General features: G+C 56.0%; 13 protein-coding genes, 1 tRNA gene and 1 pseudogene. 4 read left to right on the top strand and 11 right to left on the bottom strand.

Annotation, left to right across the window (positions count from 1 at the left end):
* Positions 1–124 precede the first annotated feature (124 nt).
* The 3 genes and pseudogenes from C8C93_RS09945 to C8C93_RS09935 form a co-directional block, all read right to left on the bottom strand.
* Complete coding sequence (locus C8C93_RS09945; RefSeq protein WP_121506768.1) at positions 125–1,387, bottom strand: YiiX/YebB-like N1pC/P60 family cysteine hydrolase; 1,263 nt, start codon at positions 1,385–1,387, stop codon at positions 125–127.
* Between the two features lie 2 nt (positions 1,388–1,389).
* Complete coding sequence (locus tag C8C93_RS25125; RefSeq protein ID WP_233559307.1) at positions 1,390–1,785, bottom strand: GNAT family N-acetyltransferase; 396 nt, start codon at positions 1,783–1,785, stop codon at positions 1,390–1,392.
* Positions 1,786–1,808: 23 nt separating this feature from the next.
* A pseudogene (locus tag C8C93_RS09935) lies at positions 1,809–2,281 on the bottom strand (transposase); the annotation flags it as partial.
* 102 nt (positions 2,282–2,383) lie between these two features.
* Here C8C93_RS09935 and C8C93_RS09930 point away from each other — a divergent pair.
* A complete protein-coding gene (locus C8C93_RS09930) occupies positions 2,384–3,538 on the top strand; it encodes a PIN domain-containing protein (protein WP_121506766.1) in 1,155 nt (384 codons plus the stop codon).
* Between the two features lie 424 nt (positions 3,539–3,962).
* On the opposite strand, the gene C8C93_RS09925 is transcribed toward C8C93_RS09930, so the two are convergent.
* From C8C93_RS09925 to C8C93_RS09910, 4 genes are read right to left on the bottom strand one after another with little or no spacing between them, the layout of a single operon-like run.
* Positions 3,963–7,106, bottom strand: coding sequence for a type I restriction endonuclease subunit R (locus C8C93_RS09925; RefSeq protein ID WP_121506765.1), 3,144 nt, complete (start codon positions 7,104–7,106; stop codon positions 3,963–3,965).
* Between the two features lie 28 nt (positions 7,107–7,134).
* Complete coding sequence (locus C8C93_RS09920; protein ID WP_121506764.1) at positions 7,135–8,001, bottom strand: GIY-YIG nuclease family protein; 867 nt, start codon at positions 7,999–8,001, stop codon at positions 7,135–7,137.
* Positions 7,998–9,326 (bottom strand): restriction endonuclease subunit S, encoded by a 1,329-nt coding sequence (locus C8C93_RS09915; protein WP_121506763.1) that lies wholly within the window; start codon positions 9,324–9,326, stop codon positions 7,998–8,000. The genes C8C93_RS09920 and C8C93_RS09915 overlap by 4 nt, the downstream gene beginning before the upstream one ends.
* The gene (locus tag C8C93_RS09910) at positions 9,323–11,068 is read right to left on the bottom strand and encodes a class I SAM-dependent DNA methyltransferase (RefSeq protein WP_121506762.1); all 1,746 of its coding nucleotides are present in this window, start codon (positions 11,066–11,068) and stop codon (positions 9,323–9,325) included. Before C8C93_RS09910 ends, C8C93_RS09915 begins: the two co-directional genes overlap by 4 nt.
* A gap of 156 nt (positions 11,069–11,224) precedes the next feature.
* Between C8C93_RS09910 and C8C93_RS09905 the strand changes: the two genes are divergently transcribed.
* Complete coding sequence (locus tag C8C93_RS09905) at positions 11,225–12,187, top strand: IS5 family transposase (protein ID WP_121506761.1); 963 nt, start codon at positions 11,225–11,227, stop codon at positions 12,185–12,187.
* A 503-nt stretch (positions 12,188–12,690) separates the two neighbouring features.
* The gene (locus C8C93_RS09900; RefSeq protein WP_121506760.1) at positions 12,691–13,281 is read left to right on the top strand and encodes an inovirus-type Gp2 protein; all 591 of its coding nucleotides are present in this window, start codon (positions 12,691–12,693) and stop codon (positions 13,279–13,281) included.
* A 337-nt stretch (positions 13,282–13,618) separates the two neighbouring features.
* Here the strand turns inward: C8C93_RS09900 and C8C93_RS09895 are convergent, their stop codons facing one another.
* From C8C93_RS09895 to C8C93_RS09875, 4 genes are all read right to left on the bottom strand, one after another.
* Positions 13,619–15,043 (bottom strand): YfjI family protein, encoded by a 1,425-nt coding sequence (locus C8C93_RS09895; RefSeq protein ID WP_121506759.1) that lies wholly within the window; start codon positions 15,041–15,043, stop codon positions 13,619–13,621.
* Between the two features lie 724 nt (positions 15,044–15,767).
* Positions 15,768–15,857, bottom strand: a tRNA-Ser gene (locus C8C93_RS09885).
* An 80-nt stretch (positions 15,858–15,937) separates the two neighbouring features.
* Positions 15,938–16,855, bottom strand: coding sequence for an SPFH domain-containing protein (locus C8C93_RS09880; protein WP_121506757.1), 918 nt, complete (start codon positions 16,853–16,855; stop codon positions 15,938–15,940).
* Positions 16,856–16,907: 52 nt separating this feature from the next.
* Positions 16,908–17,333 (bottom strand): NfeD family protein, encoded by a 426-nt coding sequence (locus C8C93_RS09875; RefSeq protein ID WP_176885629.1) that lies wholly within the window; start codon positions 17,331–17,333, stop codon positions 16,908–16,910.
* 146 nt (positions 17,334–17,479) lie between these two features.
* On the opposite strand from C8C93_RS09875, the gene C8C93_RS09870 reads away from it, so the two are divergent.
* Entirely contained in the window at positions 17,480–19,849 is a 2,370-nt protein-coding gene (locus tag C8C93_RS09870) for an arginine/lysine/ornithine decarboxylase (protein WP_121506756.1), read from the top strand.
* Positions 19,850–20,021 lie beyond the last annotated feature (172 nt).

The following is a 20,021-nucleotide window of genomic DNA, read 5'->3' as shown; positions in this document are numbered from 1 at the left end:
AGCGTAGATAACGCCGCATTTTTTAGCCAGATACCGCATAGAAGTGGCGAAACATCGCGCAACCGTTTACCGAGGCTGCGACGTAGCCCAACCAAGTCGGCCGGTGGCCGCCTCAGTTTGCAACTCAGAAAGGCCTCATCGGCCCGTCGGCCGAACGGCGCTTGAAACAGAAATCGCACAACCGGATAGTTCCGGGGCCAACGCGGACAATGCTGACAAGCTCGTAGTCGAGGGCAGGGTCATCGGCGCAGACTGTGCATACATCTGCACTGCCCGCGACCTGGATTGACGCTTCGGCCTGCGCAGCATGCATTGGGTTCCATGCGCGAAGCGATTCGAACCACTCTGGAGTGTGTGGCCTCAAGAGCTCTTGAACAACAGGTTCAATCAACTCTCTCCGTTCAAGCCATTCCGTCGCCGCCTTGACGCGCCGAGCATGAAGCGACGCCAGGAGGTCATACAGGTCAACCTTCAAGGCGAAGTATTGCCGCGGGTGGGTGGCGTTGAGCGTCACGTATCCGGCATGGTTCTGGACAAAGCGGTTTTGCCCAAGCTTCTCGTCCTCCAGAAGCTCCTCGCAGTACCGACGCTTTCGCTCGGTCGAGCCGTCGTGCCCTTCCATCAATGCAACGTTGTACTGCCAAGCATTCCGTTCAAATTCATCGCGCCAAAGTTCAAGGTACCTTGATGACTTCAGTGCTTCGACAAGGTGATCGTCCGACTCGAGATGCTCTATTAGGTAGGCATCAATGTCGTTGAGCGACTCAATGGAAGAAGACATCTCTCGAGCGCACCTGAGAAGCGCGTTGGTCGATTCGCGCATGGCCTCAACATGATCCATGGCCTCACGTCGATACGCCTCCTGTTCTGCCGTCAGTTCTCGCAAAACATCGGGCACCTCTACGAGCAGTGGACTTCTCAGAAGTTCGCCGGGATGACAAAAGTCTGCATCGGACACAAGGTGCACATCAGCTTCCCGATAGGCTTGCGCGACCAATCGAGAGCAGAACTGCCTCCTCCCAGCAACGAACCCAGCAAGCACGCTTTTGCCTGCTTCCAGCATCGTATATCGCGTTCCCACCGCGGCTCGGGCCCACGAGATGACGGTGCGCAACTGGTCGGCCGTCAATGGCGTCAGCGGTCGCAGCACATGGCCAGCACAACCGGCTTCAAGGACAATGCGTTCGAGATTTCGGGCATGAACGCCATCGCCCGTGGAGTCAATGACACTCGACTTGGTTACGCAAACCATTGCGTGGGAGATGTTCGCACCAGTAAATGCCCGAATCTTCCGGCTCATCCTTCCGGGTGTGGTCGTCAGGACAATGTCGCCTGGTTGGATGAGCTGAGGGACGAAGGCCCTGGGGCGCGGCTCTGACTCGGTCATGGTCACAGCTCCGACTGCGCTTCAATGAGAGGCAGGTATTGAACGATGGGATCACCGGAATTTTTGTCAGTGCTCTTGCTGGCGGGCGGAGAAATCACCCTTTCGGCCAGCTTCTGGGAGGTGATGTTGTCCTCCCCGACGATTGCTTCCACCCAGAACGCGTTCATCCCCGCTCGGGTGAATCCATTTCGCATTTCCCTCAAGGCAGCAAGCACCACTTCGCGGGCCTTCCCCTGACCTCGGTGGGTTTCCTCGACAGCCCATCCAATGTTGAAGCATGGGTCACCCTCGATAGGATCGCACGGGATGAACTGGACTAGAGCGACCATGGTGCGCCCATCCATACGGGCATAGCTCAACCGAGTCTCGCCAATGGGTCGGTACATGTGCAAAAACATCTCTCGATCCAACTCGCCTCGCTGCGATAGCCGTAGACACCACCACTCTCCAGCCACGCCTGCTTGAGCAAACCCAGCAGGCGCTGGTCGTCCTTGGCACGCGGGCTCTGCGGTTCTGCCCTCCATGCGTAATAGCCGTTGGGGTGGACCTGCATCACCTTGCACATGCGCCGCACACTGTGTTCCGGCTCGTGCTGTCCATGAACGCGTACCTCACCCGGACTGCTTGGCAAAGTACCCGGCGGCCATTTTTTAGGATGTCGCGCTCCTCTGTCACACGCCTGAGTTCGGCCTTCAAGCGCCGCAACTCCTCGGCCTGGGACGCCTGGGCCTGCCGCTCAGGTGCAGGCACCTCTAAGAGCTTGATCCACTTGTAGAGGCTGTGCTGGCTGACGCCTATTCGGGCTGAGACCTCGGCCACGCGGTGGCCCCGCTCCGTGATCTGCTTGACCGATTCGATTTTACATTCTTCCGGGTATGGCTGTTTGCTTGTCATGGCACCTTCTATTGGGCCTCAGGTTTGAGGCTCGAAGGTGTCTAGAAAACCTGGAGCGATTCATCAAGCTTGTTTATCATGTGCAGTTTAACAGGAGGATTTATGCCTATCATTTCAGCAGCGGACCTCAAGCACCAAGTGATTAGCGGTAATGTCAAAGCCATCACTCTTGACACTTCCACCGTAGAGAGCTTCAAGTTTGGATTTGAAGTTGGAGTTCTGGCGAAGATGGAACAGTTTAGCAAAACCGATGCTGACCATTTGGTATTGGATATTGTCTTGCATGAAATTCGCACCCATTTGACCAGTCAAGCCGAGCTTGATTATGCGCACGTTAAGAATGCCCTCAAAACGCTTGGGAACTCTTGGGGGGTTGACAAGGCTGAGCGCGATAACGCTCTGGCCAGCATCTTTCATAATCAAACTGCAGCTCAGGCAACATCCCAGAGACTTGAGGCGTTCTTGTCAGACAGTGCGGCAGTTCAGATTAGTTGCGGAGACTATGCGGATATAAAGAAGATCCTGCCGCTGTACTATGCTGGCCATCCTCCATTCGGAGCGAAAGAAGCCAAAAAGCGTGAGTTTCCTGATGCTGTTGCATTGTTGGCACTGGAAGCATGGGCGGAAGAGAAAAGCACTAAGGTAGTTGCTGTGTCATCCGATGGTGACTGGAAAAGCTACTGCGCTAATTCACCAAATATCTTTCTGATTGAAGAGCTTTCTACGGCTCTATCGGCATTTCAAGGTGATGCTGATGATGCGGCAGAAACGTTCAGAAGCCTTCTCAAGGCTGGTGATGTTGCAGACTTAGTCGATACAATTTATGACGAACTTACGACTGAGGTTGACAGGATTGATATTGACTTTGAGGCTTCGTCTAATTGGTACTTTGAGCAAGAGCTCGTTAGTTCCAAAGCTACTTACATCGGCGATGCGGCTGAAGAACTGGCAAAATTTGAAGTGATCGCCTTTAAAGATGGTTCGCTATCTTTAAAAACCACACTGTCTATCAAGTTAGAGGCAGAATTTAGTGTTGATTTTCAGCATTACGATTCCATTGATAAGGAGTACATGGGTTTTGGAAGCACAAATGTTTCAGGCGAAGAAGATATTCAGGTTGATGCTGTTGTCACAGTGAGCTTTAGTGAGGGAAAGGCGCAGATTGAAGAGTTTCAGCTCTTGCCTTGCGGCTTGATCATGGATTTTGGAGACTTGGAACCGGACTGGATGTCTGATCCTGATGAAGAGGGAAACTAGGAATAATTGCTATCGGGGCTGACTATGTGAATTCAGATAAGTTGTCATGACTATTCCAAAAATATGGCGCCCAAGGGGTAATTTATTTTAGTTTGTTGTGCTCAGTATGGTGTTCAATACATTGTTGTCAACGCTTTTGCACACATGCAGTCCGCACTAAAAATCTATACTTCGGTGTGCCCCCGGCCGCAATGGGTCATGTCCATTGCCAAGGAGGTGTGGATTGGTAATTCAAATTGCTCTTGAAATTGGAACTAGCTCCGGGCTTGCTTCCAGCGCCACTCCGACGGTGTCGCACCAAACCGTGTCTTGAACAGTTTGGTGAAATCCGACGGGTCACATTGAACCCACACTGCCACGCCATCATTCCCACCTGCAGTTACGGGCTACCTTCGATCAGGCGGCGCGCGCGCAACAGTCGCATCTAGGATGCACCACGCTCCCTGAGTGCCTCATACAACCCCGCTGGCCCCAGCAAAACATCCTTGAGCCCCGATCGCACACGGTCTGACCCGAGAGCCTGCTTGCTCATGCTTCCGTGGGCTGCCAGTGCATCCATGATGGCATTCATGATCTCGCTGGCCAGGTCCGGTGAATTCGCAAATTGCTCCTTGGTGTTGTTCATCGCCTGCTGATGGAGCAGGTCGGATTCGAGCAACTTGCCCTTGAGGACGTTGTTCACATAGACGAGCTTGTCGTCGTCCGTGAGTTCTCCCTCAAACAGGTCGTTCACCTTGGACAGGATTTCAGAGAGCTTCACCTTCAGGGGCTCCTGCACCTCGCCGCCGCCTGTGTCCGTCAGCGGCTTGAGCTTCGTATCGGTATCGCTTTCCTCGTCCAGCGGCAGGTCGCGCTTGCCGAGCTCTTTGAGCTTGTGGTGGGTGAGGACGACTTTGGATAGGTCAACTCCTTCGCGCTCGCGGCCAAAGTCCAGCAGGGGCAGCAGGCGTTTGAAGAAGATGGCCCGCTTCTCTATGGCGGTGTTTCCATAGTCAAACATTTGGCTGAGGAACGCGTACACGCGCACGAAGGTTCCCAGGTCGCGCTTGAACAGGGTCAAGGCGTTGAGTTCATCTTTGGCTGCTTTGGCCTCTGCACTGCCGGGCTTCTTGGACTCTTCAGTGACGAAAGTTTGGTGCGCAGTCTTGTACCGCTTGAGCAGTCTGTCCGCCACAGGCTCGATGGCTGCGACCAACATCGATTGCGACGCGTTGGGGTTGAGCTCCACGACGGCCACGCGGTCCACCTCATATTCATCGTAGTGCCCGCTGCCGTCCAGTTTGGCGCGCAGGTCGTAGATCAAATGGGGGTCTGTGACGTCTGACAGCTCGGCTGTTTCGTAGTACGTCTGAAAAGCGGCGAGAACTTCATCGGGGTCATTGACGAAGTCGAGGATATAGGTTGTGTCTTTTAGCCCATGGGGACCGTTGTAGGCGCGATTCAACCTGCTCAAAGTTTGCACCGCCTGGATGCCCGCCAAACGCTTGTCCACGTACATGCCGCACAGCAGCGGCTGGTCAAACCCCGTCTGGAATTTGTTCGCGACGAGCAGGATCTGGTATTCGTCTGTGGCGAAGGCATCGCGGATATCCCGCCCCTTGAGATTGGGGTTGAGTTTGGCACTGACTTCGGTGACAGGATCGGGCGAGCATTCCGGGTCGTTGACCTCTCCAGAGAAGGCAACCAGCGAGTCGAGTTTGTAGCCGTAGTCGTTGATGTACTTGTCTATCGCTAGCTTCCAACGCACAGCTTCAACGCGGCTGCCTACCACCACCATCGCTTTGGCATTTCCATTCAGGAGAGGCTGTACGTTTTCACGAAAATGCTCCACCACAATCGCGACCTTCTGGCTGACGTTGTAGGGGTGAAGCCGCACCCAGCGCATGAGGCCTTTCATGGCCTCATTGCGCTCTACGGATTTTTCATCCCACTCTTGGCCGTTGTGGGCCAGCTTGAAAGCCAGCTTGTAGGGGGTGTAGTTCTTGAGGACATCGAGGATGAAGCCCTCTTCGATGGCCTGGCGCATCGAATAGACGTGAAACGCAGCAGGTAGATTGCCCGGGCCAGCGGGTTGGTCCGGATTCGGTCTGCGTCCAAACAACTCCAGTGTCTTGGCCTTGGGCGTGGCGGTAAAAGCCACATAGGTGATGCCTGCATCCTGCCCAGCTCGTGCAGCCATCTGAATCGCCAGCAGGTCTTCCGTACTGACTTCGCCGCCATCAGCCAGCTCCTTGAGCTCCTCAGAGCTCAGGAGCTGTTTGAGCTTGGACGCCGCCTCGCCAGTCTGGCTGCTGTGCGCTTCATCGGCTATGACGGCAAAGCGTTTGCCTTGGGTCGCGGCCAGTTCCTGTACCGCCTTGAGTGCAAAAGGGAAGGTCTGGATGGTGCAGACCACAATCTTCTTGCTACCCGAAAGGGCTGCAGCCAGTTCGCCGCTTTTACTGGCACTCTCTCCCTTGATGGTGGCCACCACGCCAGCCGTCCGCTCAAAATCAAAGATGGCCTCTTGCAACTGGGCGTCGAGCACGTTGCGGTCGCTGACAACCAGCACTGTGCTGAACACTTTGTTGTTCTGGGCGTCGTGCAGATCGGCCAGGAAGTGTGCTGTCCAGGCGATGGAATTGGTCTTGCCCGAGCCCGCGCTGTGCTGGATCAGGTACTTATGGCCGGGACCTTCGGCGATCACAGCCCGAACCAATGCCCGCGTCGCATCGAGTTGGTGGAAGCGTGGGAACAGAATGGCTTTGATCTTTTTCTTGGCATCCCGTTGGGTCACAAGGTAGCGCCCCAGAATCTCCAGCCAACTGTCTCGCTGCCATACCTGCTCCCATAAGTACGCCGTGCGGTGACCCTGGGGGTTGGCCGGATTGCCCGCGCCACCTTGGTCTCCCAGGTTGAAGGGCAGGAAATAGGTGGCAGGCCCTTGCAGCTTCGTGGTCATCATCACCGTGCGGTTGCTGACCGCAAAGTGCACCAATGCGCCACGAGGGAAGTCCAGCAAAGGTTCTGTGGTGTTCTTGCCTTTGGGCTTGGGAATGCGGTCAAAGCGGTACTGGTCTACGGCCGCATTGATGTCCTGCGTAAAGTCGGTTTTGAGCTCCGCCGTGGCCACAGGAATGCCGTTCAGGAACAGCACCAGGTCAATGATGTCGTCGTGGTTGGTGCGGCACTGGCGAACCACGCGAAGGCGGTTGGCTGCGTAGCGGGACTGCAAATCAGGGTTCATTGCCAACGCAGGCTTGAACTGGGCGAGCTTCAACGGGACCTTGAGACCCAGCATATCGATACCCACCCGTAGCACTTCCAGGGTGCCGCGTTCGTCCAAAGCCTTGCGCAGGCGGTCAAGCAGCATGGCCTCAGCAGAGGCACCATGGGTCTTCGAAAGTGCATCCCATGCGGCAGGCTGCGTGGCTTGAATCCAAGACAGCAAGTCGGCGGGGAAGAGGGCGCGAGGGGTGTCGTAGCCACTGGCATCGCCTTCGTTGCCTGGTGCTCCATACAACCAGCCATTGGCGGCCAAGTGGTTGCAAATGTCGAGCTCGAACTGAATTTCGTTGTGCAGTGCCATCCCTTACCCTCAGCCGCTTTCGTTGTTATCAGGTGCCTATCGCTTGGCGCTTCAGGGCGTCCAAGGTTTTTCCGTCTTTGTCTTTCCAGACGTTCCAGCCGTTGGCAGTCGTACCGAGCAGCGCCACCGCCGCCATGCTGGGAGATCGGAACAGGTGGTTCTTAGTGAAGACCACGGCATCGCCGTTCACACTGAGCGTACCGTTGGCCACCAGCTTCTCTCTAAAGCTCGCGTTGCTCGTGCCTGCGATGGACTGCATGTTCTCTTTGCGTCCTACCGAGCCAGCCAAGACAACGAATCCCTCTTGCGTGTACAGGCCACGGCCATCCACTCCACTGACCGTACAAAAGAGATAGTCTTGCGATGGTGTATCTTGAGGCGCCCCTGCGACAGGGTCAAACATTGGATGACCCAGGGTTGCCAACAGGGTCCGAGCCGTCTCAAAGACTTCAAGGCAATCGGCTTCCATGGGAGCGGGGGTGTGCGGGCGCGATCCCCCGTTTCCGTTGAGATCCGTGTACCGTTTCACTTTCCGAATGGCCTGCAGACTGCACCATTCCAAAAACAGGCCGTGTGTTTGGGTGAGGGATTTGGTGCGAGAGATAAGCACCAAAGCGCGCTCCCAGAACGGCTTGTCCGCGTCGTGCTTTGCAAGGCGCTTGCGCAGATCGCCCGTCTGGCCCACGTACACATTCAACTCGGTCCCGTCGTCCGACTCGCCCACGAGGAAATAGACCGCGACTTCATCGCTCTCCGGCATTTCCAAGAAGTCCGAGAGCAGCTTCCGAGGTACGTCTACGACCTGGACGATGCGGGTGGTGATCTCTGCCACTCGGATGCCGGTGGGACTTCCGCCCGGCAGGAAGATCTGGATGGTTTTGGGCGTGATGCTCATGCGACCTCCCGGGAGGCAATGCCGCGCGCATCGATCTGGCCAGTGACGGCGGCGGAGATCAGGGCGGTGCGGCGTTCTCTCAAGAGTTTTTGTGCCTGTTCAGCGGCATCGATCAGCGCTTGGAATTGTTGGTCTTGATCACTGACCCATTTGGCAATTCTGAGTTGTTCTTCCAATGGGGGCACAAGAAAAGGTGTCTTGCGAAGCGTCTCCAGCGTGATCTCTTTAAAGGTAGCACCCTTGGCCTTGGAATCCAAGTACAGCTGAATGGGCTCACTGCTGATGAATGGCAACATGAACGCGGCCGGTGCTTTACCGCCGGGAGCAATCTTGGCTGTTCCTTGCGTGAGGTTTGCGCCATCCAGTTCTGGCGGAACGGGAAGGCACTTACCTACGGAAGCCCGGATTGAAATGACCAAATCACCTGCATTCACTTTTGAGCGTGCGTACGAGGCGTCAATTTCGAGGGAAGTTTTCGGATAGCCTGTAAGCGGTAACGCGTTTCCTGACATATCGCTCGTACGTATATACGGGACACCATCTTCGACTTCTGGTCCTGCCTGGACGATTCCGTACGTGATGGAAGTGCCTTCACGAACTACATACCGAAGTTGTGATACCTCCCAATGCCCCGGCACCTCCCCCAGCCACTCCACGCCCGAGTCCTTCATCGGCACGTTCAGGTCCAGCCCCTTGGTTACGGCGTGGGAGATGACGGCCTGTCGCTTTTCCTGCAGCAGGGTGATCAGCTTTTCCTGCTCGGCCACCAGCGCGTCGATCTTGGCGGTTTCGCGGTCGAGGAAGATGGCGATGGCCTGCTGTTCGTGGATAGAGGGAACGGCAACTGAAGCCGCCTTGATCAGCTCTTGGTTAAGCAGCTTTGCCCCGTAGATATTCTCCGAAGCGTTTTGCACCACGTAAAGAGGCAATGCGTAATAAGCAAACGCGAGGTTCAGCCGTTCGCTTGGAGGGAATGTTGCGATAGCTTCATTGGTGTACATGTCTCGTGCGGCAAAGGAGACCTGACCTATCGAGAGTTTGAAGCTGAATAAGAGGCTTCCCGTTGGGCTCAGCCTGATGCCTGAGTGACCCACGGCCTCATCACTTATGCGCTTACTCGGTTCTGCAAGCCACTTCGGGCCAAGATCAGAGATGTTTGCCCATGGGTTTTCGCCCTCGTAGAAAGCAGCGTTGCCGGTTGGTGGTGTCCAGCCAGTGAAGAAGGAGGTGATGTGTTTCACCTTGCCCACGAACCAATGCGCCGGAACCTCCCCCAGCCACTCCACCCCACTGTCCTTGTACTCCGGGTATCGCGGAAAACTCATGCCGACAGCCCCTTGATCATGTCCAGGATGCGGTCGGTGGTTTTCTTCAACTCGGCATCAATCTCGGCCAGCGGGCGCGGAGGCTTGAAGACATAGAAGTGCCGGTTGAACGGGATTTCGTAGCCCACCTTGGTTTTCTCGGGGTCGATCCAGGCGTCGGGCGCATGGGGCAGCACCTCGCGTTTGAAATACTCGCCCACATCTTCGGTGTAGGGCACGTTTTCGGTGTCGCGCAGGGCGCTGTCGGGCTGGGGCTTGCCCTTCTGCTTGCCCTTTTGACCCAACACGATGTTGCCCGCTTCATCGCGCAGAGGGCGCTCGACGGTGATGCTGTGGTAGCCAAAGGCTTCGTTGTCGAAGATGCGGCTGATGGGGGTGCCGTCGTCTTCGTGGGCCTCCACAAAGTCGCCAAACAGGCGGGTGATGCGGTCGATGTGGGCGTCGCTCAGTTCCTTGCGCTTGGAGCCGAGGCTCTTGCGCATCTTCTGCCACATGCCGCTGGCGTCGATCAGCTGCACCTTGCCCTTGCGCGCCACTGGCTTGCGGTTGCTGATGATCCAAACGTAGGTGCTGATGCCGGTGTTGTAGAACATGTCTGTGGGCAGACCGACGATGGCTTCGCACAGGTCGTTCTCAAGCACGTAGCGGCGGATTTCGGATTCGCCACTGCCCGCGCCGCCGGTGAACAGCGGCGAGCCGTTGAGCACGATGCCGAAGCGGCTGCCGCCCTCTTGCGCCGGGCGCATCTTGTTGAGCAGGTGCAGCAAAAACAGCATGGAGCCGTCAGACACGCGGGGCAGGCCGGGGCCGAAGCGACCGTTGTAGCCCTGCTGCTCGTGCTCCTTGCGCACTTCCTTCTCGACCTTCTTCCATTCCACACCAAACGGTGGGTTGGAGAGCATGTAGTCGAACTTCTTGTGCCCGTGGCCGTCATCGCTGAGGGTGTTGCCAAAGGCGATGTTGGCCACGTCCTGGCCCTTGATCAGCATGTCGGCCTTGCAGATGGCGTAGGACTCGGGGTTGAGCTCCTGGCCAAACACGGTCAGGCGTGCCTGGGGGTTGTGCTCGGCCAGGTACTCACCCGCCACGCTGAGCATGCCGCCCGTTCCCGCCGTGGGATCGTAGATGGTGCGCACTACACCAGGCTTGCTCAGGATGTCGTCATCTTCAATGAAGATGAGGTTGACCATGAGTCGGATGACCTCGCGCGGGGTGAAATGCTCACCGGCGGTCTCGTTGCTGATTTCAGCGAACTTGCGGATCAGCTCCTCGAACACCAGACCCATCTGCATGTTGCTAACCACCTCGGGGTGCAGATCGATCTGGGTGAACTTCTCTGTGACCTGATACAGCAGACCAGCTTTGGCCAACCGCTCAACCTGAGCCTGAAATTCGAAGCGCTCGAACACATCGCGCACAGCGGGCGAAAAGCCTTGCACGTAGGTGAACAGGTTGTGGGCAATGTTGTCAGGGTCCCCCAGCAACTTGGGCAGGTCCAGCGGGCTCTGGTTGTAGAAGCTCTGCTTTGACTTGCGCAACAAGAAGGGCTCCGGATTGATGCCCTGCGTCTCTTTTTCCGCCAACTCCGACAAGACGGCTTCCTTGCTGGGCTCCAGTACGCAGTCGAGGCGCCTCAAAACGGTGAAGGGAAGGATGACTTTGCCGTAGTCGGACTGCTTGTAGTCTCCACGGAGAAGGTCGGCGACCGACCAGATGAAGGCGGAGAGGGATTGTTGGTTCATGCGCTCAGGAAACTGACATTTGCTTACTGGGCGCAGTATGCCTCACGGACTTCATCTGGCACGCCGGCGCTCTGCTGATGGGATACCTAGGGAAATCCTGCAAAACCTCGTGGTCAGTCTGATAGATCAAGGTGAGTCGTGGCATCCTCGCAAGCCATGAAGCAAAGCAGCCTTGACCTGAACCTGAGCACCAAGAAGACGCGCAAGCAGGAGCTGCTGGCCCAGATGGATCGGGTGGTTCCCTGGGCTGCATTGATCGATCTCATTGCCCCGTATTACCCAGAGGGCAAGAACGGCCGCCCACCCTTTGCACTGGAGAGCATGCTGCGCATCCACTGCATGCAGCAATGGTTCACCTTGTCGGATCTGGCGATGGAAGAAGCCTTCTTTGACACCCCGATCTACCGGGAGTTTGCAGGCCTTGATGTCCATGGGCGAATGCCTGACGAGAGCACCATCCTGAGATTCCGCCATCGGCTGGAGAAACACAAGCTGGCCGAGCAGATTCTGGCCACGGTCAACGAACTATTGGCAGCCCAGGGCTTGTTGCTCAAGGCGGGCACTGCGGTAGACGCTACCTTGATTGCAGCGCCCAGCTCTACCAAGAACAAGGACAGAAAGCGCGACCCAGAGATGCACTCCAGCCAAAAGGGCAACGAATGGCACTTTGGCATGAAAGCCCACATTGGCGTGGACGCAGACTCAGGACTGGTGCACACCGTCATTGGCACCTCTGGCAACGTGGCGGACGTTGTAGAGGGCAACAGCTTGCTGCACGGGCAGGAGAAAGACGGGTTTGGCGACGCGGGCTATCAGGGCGTGCACAAACGCCCGGATGCCCGGGCTGGCGTGACGTGGCACATAGCGATGCGTCCGGGCAAACGCAAAGAGCTGAACAAAGAGAACAACCCCGTTGACGCGCTCATAGACCAGATGGAGAAGATCAAGGCAAGCATCCGGGCCAAGGTGGAGCATCCCTTCAGAGTGATCAAGCGGCAGTTTGGATATGTGAAAGTGCGCTACCGGGGGGTGAGGAAGAACACGCTGCAGCTCAAGACGCTGTTTGCGCTGTCCAATCTGTGGATGGTGCGCCATCAATTGCTGGGGGCGCAGGGATGAGTGCGTCTGAACACAGGCAAGGGGCCGCGAAAGCGGCGCAGATGGCCCAAAAGGGCGTGAAAAGTGGTGCGAAGACGCAGGCTAAACGGCATCCATCGCACTATCTGAAAACGTCGGCCTTGTAGCACTCATGGATCCGAGTTATTCAGGACATCCCTAGATTCAAGAATGGCGGGGCTTGGAAGTATTTCAACGCTACCTTTATGTTCCGCAAAGGGAGGTGGAATTTATATTTCTATTTGTGCGTAACTTTGTATATTCGTTGCAACTTTGAATGCGAGGTTGGGTTCGAAAGTTGATTTCGGATGTTTAGATTATGTTTGTGGCTAATTTTGTTATTAATATAGGTTATTAATACAATTAAATTGAGTATGCCGGCTGTAAATATTGATCGTTGCAAGGTGGGGTGGCCTATGTTGTCATTCTATTTTGACTATGAGTAAACATCTTCGTATATCGTGTGATTGCAAATGGTTGCAATCGTATTCATGTGAGGTGTTTTGATGTCTAAAGTTAAAAGAGCAAGCGGAAGAAATCTGGAAAGCGTCACTAACTACTGCCGAGAGTTGCAGGACGAATATTCAAAGCTTCTGGCCGTAAGGATTGATTTTGGCTATAAAAAGGATCATGCCGGTGTGTGTAGCTTGGAGGAGATAAAAAAAGATGTCAAACACATGCTCGACAATCGTAGGGCAAATCATTCACTGTTTCGGGATCAGGTTGGCTATATATTCAAGTTCGAAGACGCGGAAGAAAAAGGTCCCCATGCACATGGGCTGTTATTGTTCAATGGTCAAAAGGTGTGTAAGGATGCTCACCTCGGAGATCAGATTGGCAACTATTGGAATGAAAAGATCACCGCTGGGAATGGGGTTTTTCATAACTGCAACAAGAATCGCTATGACCAATGTGGCATAGGTATGATTGATCATTCAGACTTTGCCAAACGCGCAGTTCTCGAAGAAAAAGTCATAGGCTATATGCTAAAAGACGAGCAGAGCATCGACGGCATCAAGCAATCTGGGCGTGAAAAGTCTGTGACTAAAGGGGTGTGCACCCGCAAAAAGAGCAACGCCGGGCGACCACGAAATTAGGTGCGCGTAGCAGCATCCGCATGCCTTGGAGAGGGCCGGGTCCCTTGGCGACGTCAACGTCGCCAAGGGCTTAAGTGGTCGTGTAGAGGCCGCTGTTTTCGCTAATTTCAGCGGAAATTAGCGTTGGTAGCGTGGTCGCGTTGCTTGGTTCTGTTTTCTCTCGGATGGCTCGCACTTCTAACACGCCTAATTGCTACGGATCAAGAGCCTGCTCCTATAGTCATGATCTTACCGTAAGGTGTTTTAAGCTTGTCCCCTTGAACGCCCGGGGGCTATAAGAGCACAAAAGAGATCGCCCGAGAAATTCCGGGCGGTCTTGAAGATGCTGGATTTTTATCTAGACTTGGTTGGGGTTAAAGCGAGGTCGAGCTATGTTGGGAATGACAGGATAAATATATTTTTTATTTCTTTCAATAGAAATTCTTATTTTATTGTGTGATAAAAGTATCCCAAGTAGTGTGTCCAATTTTGCTTTTTGGCGGAGGCGGTTGGGTCCATATTGCATGAGGTGCGATTTTGGTATGTAATCCATTTTATTGTTGCATGCGCATGCTAGCAGCCAATTTTCCAGATCCATCAAATCCCGCTGCTCCTCATCGGCTGGATTGGAGGCCCCAATGATTTTCAAATACCGCTGCCCATAAGTGGCTATCAAATTGATGGCATAGTTCAGTGTTTCGCAGGTAATTTCGTCGCTGTCATCGGTGAAAAACGCATGGAAAATTGCAGCGAGTCGTGCAATGTTTTCAGTAGCCTTGGAGGCAAAATCCTTTGCAGAATAATAGATTCCATCGGGCTGCATGCAAGATTCATAGAAATTGGCGATATTAATCAACTCGGTGCGGGCTCGTGGCGAGAACTTCAATAACCGTGGGCTATTTTTGTGCAGCAGCTCTTTGCATCGGTCATAAAACCAGTCTAAGGTTGGGCAATCTACTTTGACTCCATCTTCTACTCTACTGCCTTGCGTTGATGGCGGATAAGCGATTAAAAAACGTGCTAAAAAACCGTTTCCTCGTGCTTGGTTTCCTTGCTTATCCAAAAACCGTTTGAAGACGGAAGGCTGTGCCAGAAGAACTGCGGAGAGCTTGGCGTCTTCCAGTACAAAGTTGCCACTGGTCTTTCGATGAACGGGAATTTCGGTGCCACTCCACAGTGCATTCATCGTTGGCTGATGTCTTGCCATCGGTCCATCGCAGAATTGCCCAAACTCGTCATGTAGAAGTACTGCGGACTTTCCACAGCTTTCGTGCAGACCTACAAGAAGCGCTTCAATGGTGGTGTCCATGTAGATGAGCTTGCGCTCCAAGCCGAGTGTTGGCTCAGCTTCAAGGATGATGCCGAGCTGTTTTTCGATCTCATCTGTCGGCTCTCCCTTGAGCATGGCTCGCCGCAAAACATCGCTTTGAGCGTTGAGCTTCTTGCGCCAGACAGCGTAGAGCATCTTGTGTGCGACTGCGTTCTGCAACGCGTCCTTTCTCCACTGGCGCTGAGTTTCAGTGATAGCTCTGAACACAAGCGACTGAACTGTGCTTTTACGTTCACCTGAATCAGCAATCGTCAATAAAAAAAGAGAGATAGGTGATGGCGAGTCTGGGATGTGCTGAACGCTGCAGTTGTGTTGAAGGCATGAAACCATGCAACCCAGCGTGGTGTTGACCACCATTGCATAGGGAGCCTTCGTCGCGCGGACAATTTCGAGGACTAGCTGTTCAAGTCGTTCTGGGAGGTAGCTCGGGGGCCGGTATGTAGGAGCATTCATTGCTCACCCCCTTTAGATGGTTGTGTGGAGGCTTTGCAGATCTCAAGATAAGCCTGTAGATCTGCCAAGCTATATACGACCGAGCGTGGACCCAAATGGATCTTGGCAGGAAACCTAGGGTCAAACCTTGGAGACCTTGGGTTCTGAAGCTCATGGAACGCAGCGAGAGAAATGCCTAGGGCCCTGGCCGCCCCCTTGCCTCGCAGTGACAAACTTAACGAATTCATGACCAATTCCTTACTTCCCTCGGGAAGAACCAACGACTGGTCGGCTGCTGTGTAGGCGCGCTACAGCCGACGCAGCCAGGAGTTTGGTGCGCTAGGTGGTGACGGCATATGCGGTGTCACCTGAGAAAATTCGTACATGTTGCGCAGTAGTAAAACCTGCGCTAAGTCACCCCAGAGACGGGGTTTTAAGAGGCGCCGCAGAAGCGGGCTAAGAGAGTGGGCGCGATGGTCATCGTGCTCGCACTAGAGAGTAGATCTCCCGTGCCGCAAGTGTACCTAATCAGCACCGGCAGAGCAAATCACATTCGAAGCTTCTGCGGTGACAGAGTGAACGCGAGTAGTTCTTCTCCATTGGAACAACCGCGTGCGGCCTTACTGGCACGTCTCTGAGATCCAACCTGTTCCAGATACGTGCGATGCCATCCACGCAAAAAAGGTATACCAAATGGCATACAAAACAAAAAAGCGCCCCGAAAGGCGCTTGTTTGCTTGCTTACTGGCGGAGAGGGCGGGATTCGAACCCGCGGTGGGGATTAGCCCACACACGCTTTCCAGGCGTGCGACTTAAACCGCTCATCCACCTCTCCGAAGCCTTCGATTATAGCCATAGGAAAAGGGATATCTGGGCTGACAGTAGCCGTTGCCTCGAAAAAAGCTTTGCTTGCGCTCAGGCCGCTTTCTGTGAAGCTTGCACCATCTTCATCGCGGACCCGATCAGCGCAGACACCTCCGTCATGTTGCTCGGCACGATAAGTGTGGTGCTGGAGTCTGCTGCCACCTGGCTGTAGGCCTCCACGGCCTTCTCGGCCACCTTGAGCTGTACAGCCTGTTCGCCACCGGGTTGACGGATGGCCGAGGCCACACGCTCGATGGCCTGGGCGTTGGCTTCGGCCACGGCCTTGATCGATTCTGCCTCGCCTTGGGCCTTGTTGATGACGGCCTGCTTTTCGCCCTCGGATCGGGCGATGAAGGCTTCGCGTTCGCCGGTGGCGATGTTGATCTGTTCCTGGCGGCGGCCTTCAGAGGCGGCGATCAGCGCGCGTTTTTCCCGTTCTGCAGTGATCTGGGCCTGCATGGCGTGCAGGATTTCCTTGGGTGGTGTCAGGTCCTTGATTTCATAGCGCAGCACTTTCACGCCCCAGTTGAGGGCAGCTTCGTCGATGGCCTGCACGACCTGGGCGTTGATGATGTCGCGCTCTTCAAAGGTTTTGTCCAGCTCCAGCTTGCCGATGACCGAGCGCAGCGAGGTCTGCGCCAGTTGCGTCACGGCCATGATGTAGTTGCTGGAGCCGTAGCTGGCGCGCATGGGGTCGGTCACCTGAAAGTACAGGATGCCGTCCACTTGCAGCTGGGTGTTATCGCGCGTGATGCAAACCTGGCTGGGCACATCGAGCGGGATCTCCTTGAGGCTGTGTTTGTAGGCGACCTTGTCGACAAAAGGCACCAGGAAGTTCAGTCCCGGTGTGAGCGTGCCCGCGTACTTGCCCAGGCGCTCTTTGACCCAGGCATTTTGCTGGGGCACGACCTTGACGGACCGCGCGATGAAAATGACGGCAATGATGAGAATGACGATGGCAATTTCCATGAGAAGCCTCTTTTTCGTTGTTGATCTGTGAAGGTGAGCGACAGCGGGATTTTTAGAGAGGGTCTACCAGCAGGCGATTACCCACCAGTTCAGCAACCCGGTGCATGCCCGTGGAGGGGGTGACTCCGGGACGGTGGATGGCTGTCCAGGTGGCCCCCCGGTACTTCACGGTGGTGGTGCCATCAGCGTTCCAGCCCTCGATGAGAATGGTTTCGCCCACGTCCATGTTCACACTGCGATCCGCACGGGCCGAGGGGTCTCCGGGCCGCTTTTTCTTGAGGTAGTACCAGCCCACCACTGCGCCACCGCCCACAACAGCCGCTGCCACGATCTGCGCGGTAATTGGCAACCCCAGATGGGCCGCCAGGGCCGCTGCCACCAGGCCAATGGCCACCATGAGCAGATAGAACGTACCGGTGAGCAGCTCTGCAACGACCACAGCCCCCGCTGCGAGCCACCAGATGGTGGATTCCTCCATAGCCAACTCCTTGTTGTGGTTGTGTTTAGTGCACCACATTCTGGGACAAAAGGGTTGCAGTTCAAAGGCGCGTCAAGGTTATTCCTTACACTTCGCGCCTATTTCGTTTTTTGGCCGGGCAGGGCACGGTTGCACGGAGGCTGCGCATGAAGTTTCGCTTTCCCATCATCATCATCGATGAAGACTATCGTTCCGAGAACACCTCGGGCCTCGGTATCCGCGCGCTGGCGCAGGCTATCGAGTCTGAGGGTTTCGAGGTGGTTGGCGTCACCAGCTATGGTGACCTGTCGCAGTTTGCCCAGCAGCAAAGCCGCGCCAGCGCATTCATCTTGTCCATCGACGATGAGGAATTTACGGTGGGTGAGGGGCTGGACCCCATCGTGTTGAGCCTGCGCAACTTCATCGGTGAAGTGCGGCGCAAGAACACCGAAGTGCCCATCTATGTGCACGGCGAGACCAAGACCAGCCGCCACCTGCCCAACGACATCCTGCGCGAGCTGCATGGCTTCATCCACATGTTCGAGGACACCCCCGAATTTGTGGCGCGCCACATCATCCGCGAGGCCAAGAGCTATCTCGAAAGCGTGCAGCCTCCATTCTTCAAGGCACTGCTCGACTACGCTGAAGACGGCTCGTACAGCTGGCACTGCCCCGGCCACTCCGGCGGCGTGGCGTTCCTGAAGAGCCCTGTGGGCCAGATGTACCACCAGTTCTACGGCGAGAACATGCTGCGTGCCGACGTGTGTAATGCGGTGGAAGAGCTGGGCCAGCTGCTGGACCACAACGGTGCCATTGGTGAATCGGAGCGCAACGCCGCGCGTATCTTCAATGCCGACCACTGCTTCTTCGTGACCAACGGCACGTCCACATCGAACAAGATGGTGTGGCACCACACGGTGGCGCCGGGCGACGTGGTGGTGGTGGACCGCAATTGCCACAAGTCCATCCTGCACAGCATCATCATGACCGGGGCGATCCCCGTGTTCATGAAGCCCACGCGCAACCATTTCGGCATCATTGGCCCCATTCCGCAAAGCGAGTTCGAGCCAGCGGCCATTCAGGCCAAGATCAAGGCCAACCCGCTGCTCAAGGGCGTGGACGCCAAGAAGGTCAAGCCGCGCGTGCTCACGCTCACACAGTCCACCTACGACGGCGTGCTCTACAACACCGAGACCATCAAGGGCATGCTCGACGGCTACGTGGACAACCTGCACTTTGACGAGGCCTGGCTGCCACACGCGGCCTTCCACCCGTTTTATGGCAGCTACCACGCCATGGGCAAGAAGCGCACGCGCCCCAAGCATTCCGTGACGTACGCGACGCAGTCCATCCACAAGCTGCTGGCCGGCATCAGCCAGGCTAGCCATGTGCTGGTGCAGGATTCGCAGACCACCAAGCTGGATCGCCACCTCTTCAACGAGGCCTACCTGATGCACACCAGCACCAGCCCGCAATACAGCATCATCGCCAGCTGCGACGTGGCCGCCGCCATGATGGAGCCTCCCGGCGGTACGGCCCTGGTGGAAGAAAGCCTGCTCGAAGCGCTGGACTTTCGCCGTGCCATGCGCCAGGTGGAGCACGACTTTGGCAAGAACGACTGGTGGTTCAAGGTTTGGGGCCCTGAAAAGCTCGTGGACGAAGGCCTGGGCCGCGCCGAGGACTGGATCATCCGCAGCGATGGCAAGGGCAAGAAGAACGCCAGCAAGTGGCACGGCTTCGGCCAGCTGGCCGACGGCTTCAACATGCTGGACCCGATCAAGTCCACCATCGTCACACCGGGCCTGAACCTGGACGGCAAGTTCGACAAGACCGGCATTCCCGCGTCCATCGTTACCAAGTACCTGGCCGAGCACGGTGTGGTGGTCGAGAAGACCGGCCTGTACAGCTTCTTCATCATGTTCACCATCGGCATCACCAAGGGCCGCTGGAACACGCTGCTGACGGCGCTGCAGCAGTTCAAGGACGACTACGAGAAGAACCAGCCCATGTGGCGCATCCTTCCCGAGTTCTGCCAGCAGCACAAACGTTACGAGCGCATGGGCCTGAAGGACCTGTGCCAGCACGTGCATGAGATGTACGCCAAGTACGACATCGCGCGCCTGACGACCGAGATGTACCTGTCAGACCTGACGCCCGCCATGAAGCCCTCGGACGCCTACGCGCACATCGCCCACCGCCAGACCGAGCGCGTGGAGATCGACCACCTGGAAGGCCGCATCACCGTGGGCCTGGTCACGCCCTACCCACCGGGCATTCCGCTCTTGATTCCTGGCGAGGTATTCAACAAGAAGATCGTGGACTACCTCAAGTTCGCCCGCGAGTTTGCCAAGCTGTGCCCGGGCTTTGAGACCGACATCCACGGCCTGGTGGAAGTGGAAGACGAGAACGGCCAGGTGCGCTACTACGCCGACTGCGTGGCAGAGCAAGGCAAGAACGGCAAGAACCCCAAGCCGCTGGCGACCGCCCAGAACCTGGTGCAGGTGGGCGACGACGGCCCGTACGGACGCAACGTGTAAGCACGTCTTCGCGCTGGTGTGTGGGTGCACCAGCGTCTCAAAAATCGCTCCCCCGGCATGGCTGGCGGAGCGATTTTTTTGTGCATTTGAATCCGCTGTTGTGGTGCTGCCGTATTGACTGTCAGCCGCGTGGTTTTCATGCGGTGACGACTGTCTTCACACACCTCTCAGG

This window comes from Acidovorax sp. 93 (assembly GCF_003633835.1).
Taxonomy (GTDB): domain Bacteria; phylum Pseudomonadota; class Gammaproteobacteria; order Burkholderiales; family Burkholderiaceae_C; genus Acidovorax; species Acidovorax facilis.
This window is presented reverse-complemented; position numbering and strand designations above follow the sequence as displayed.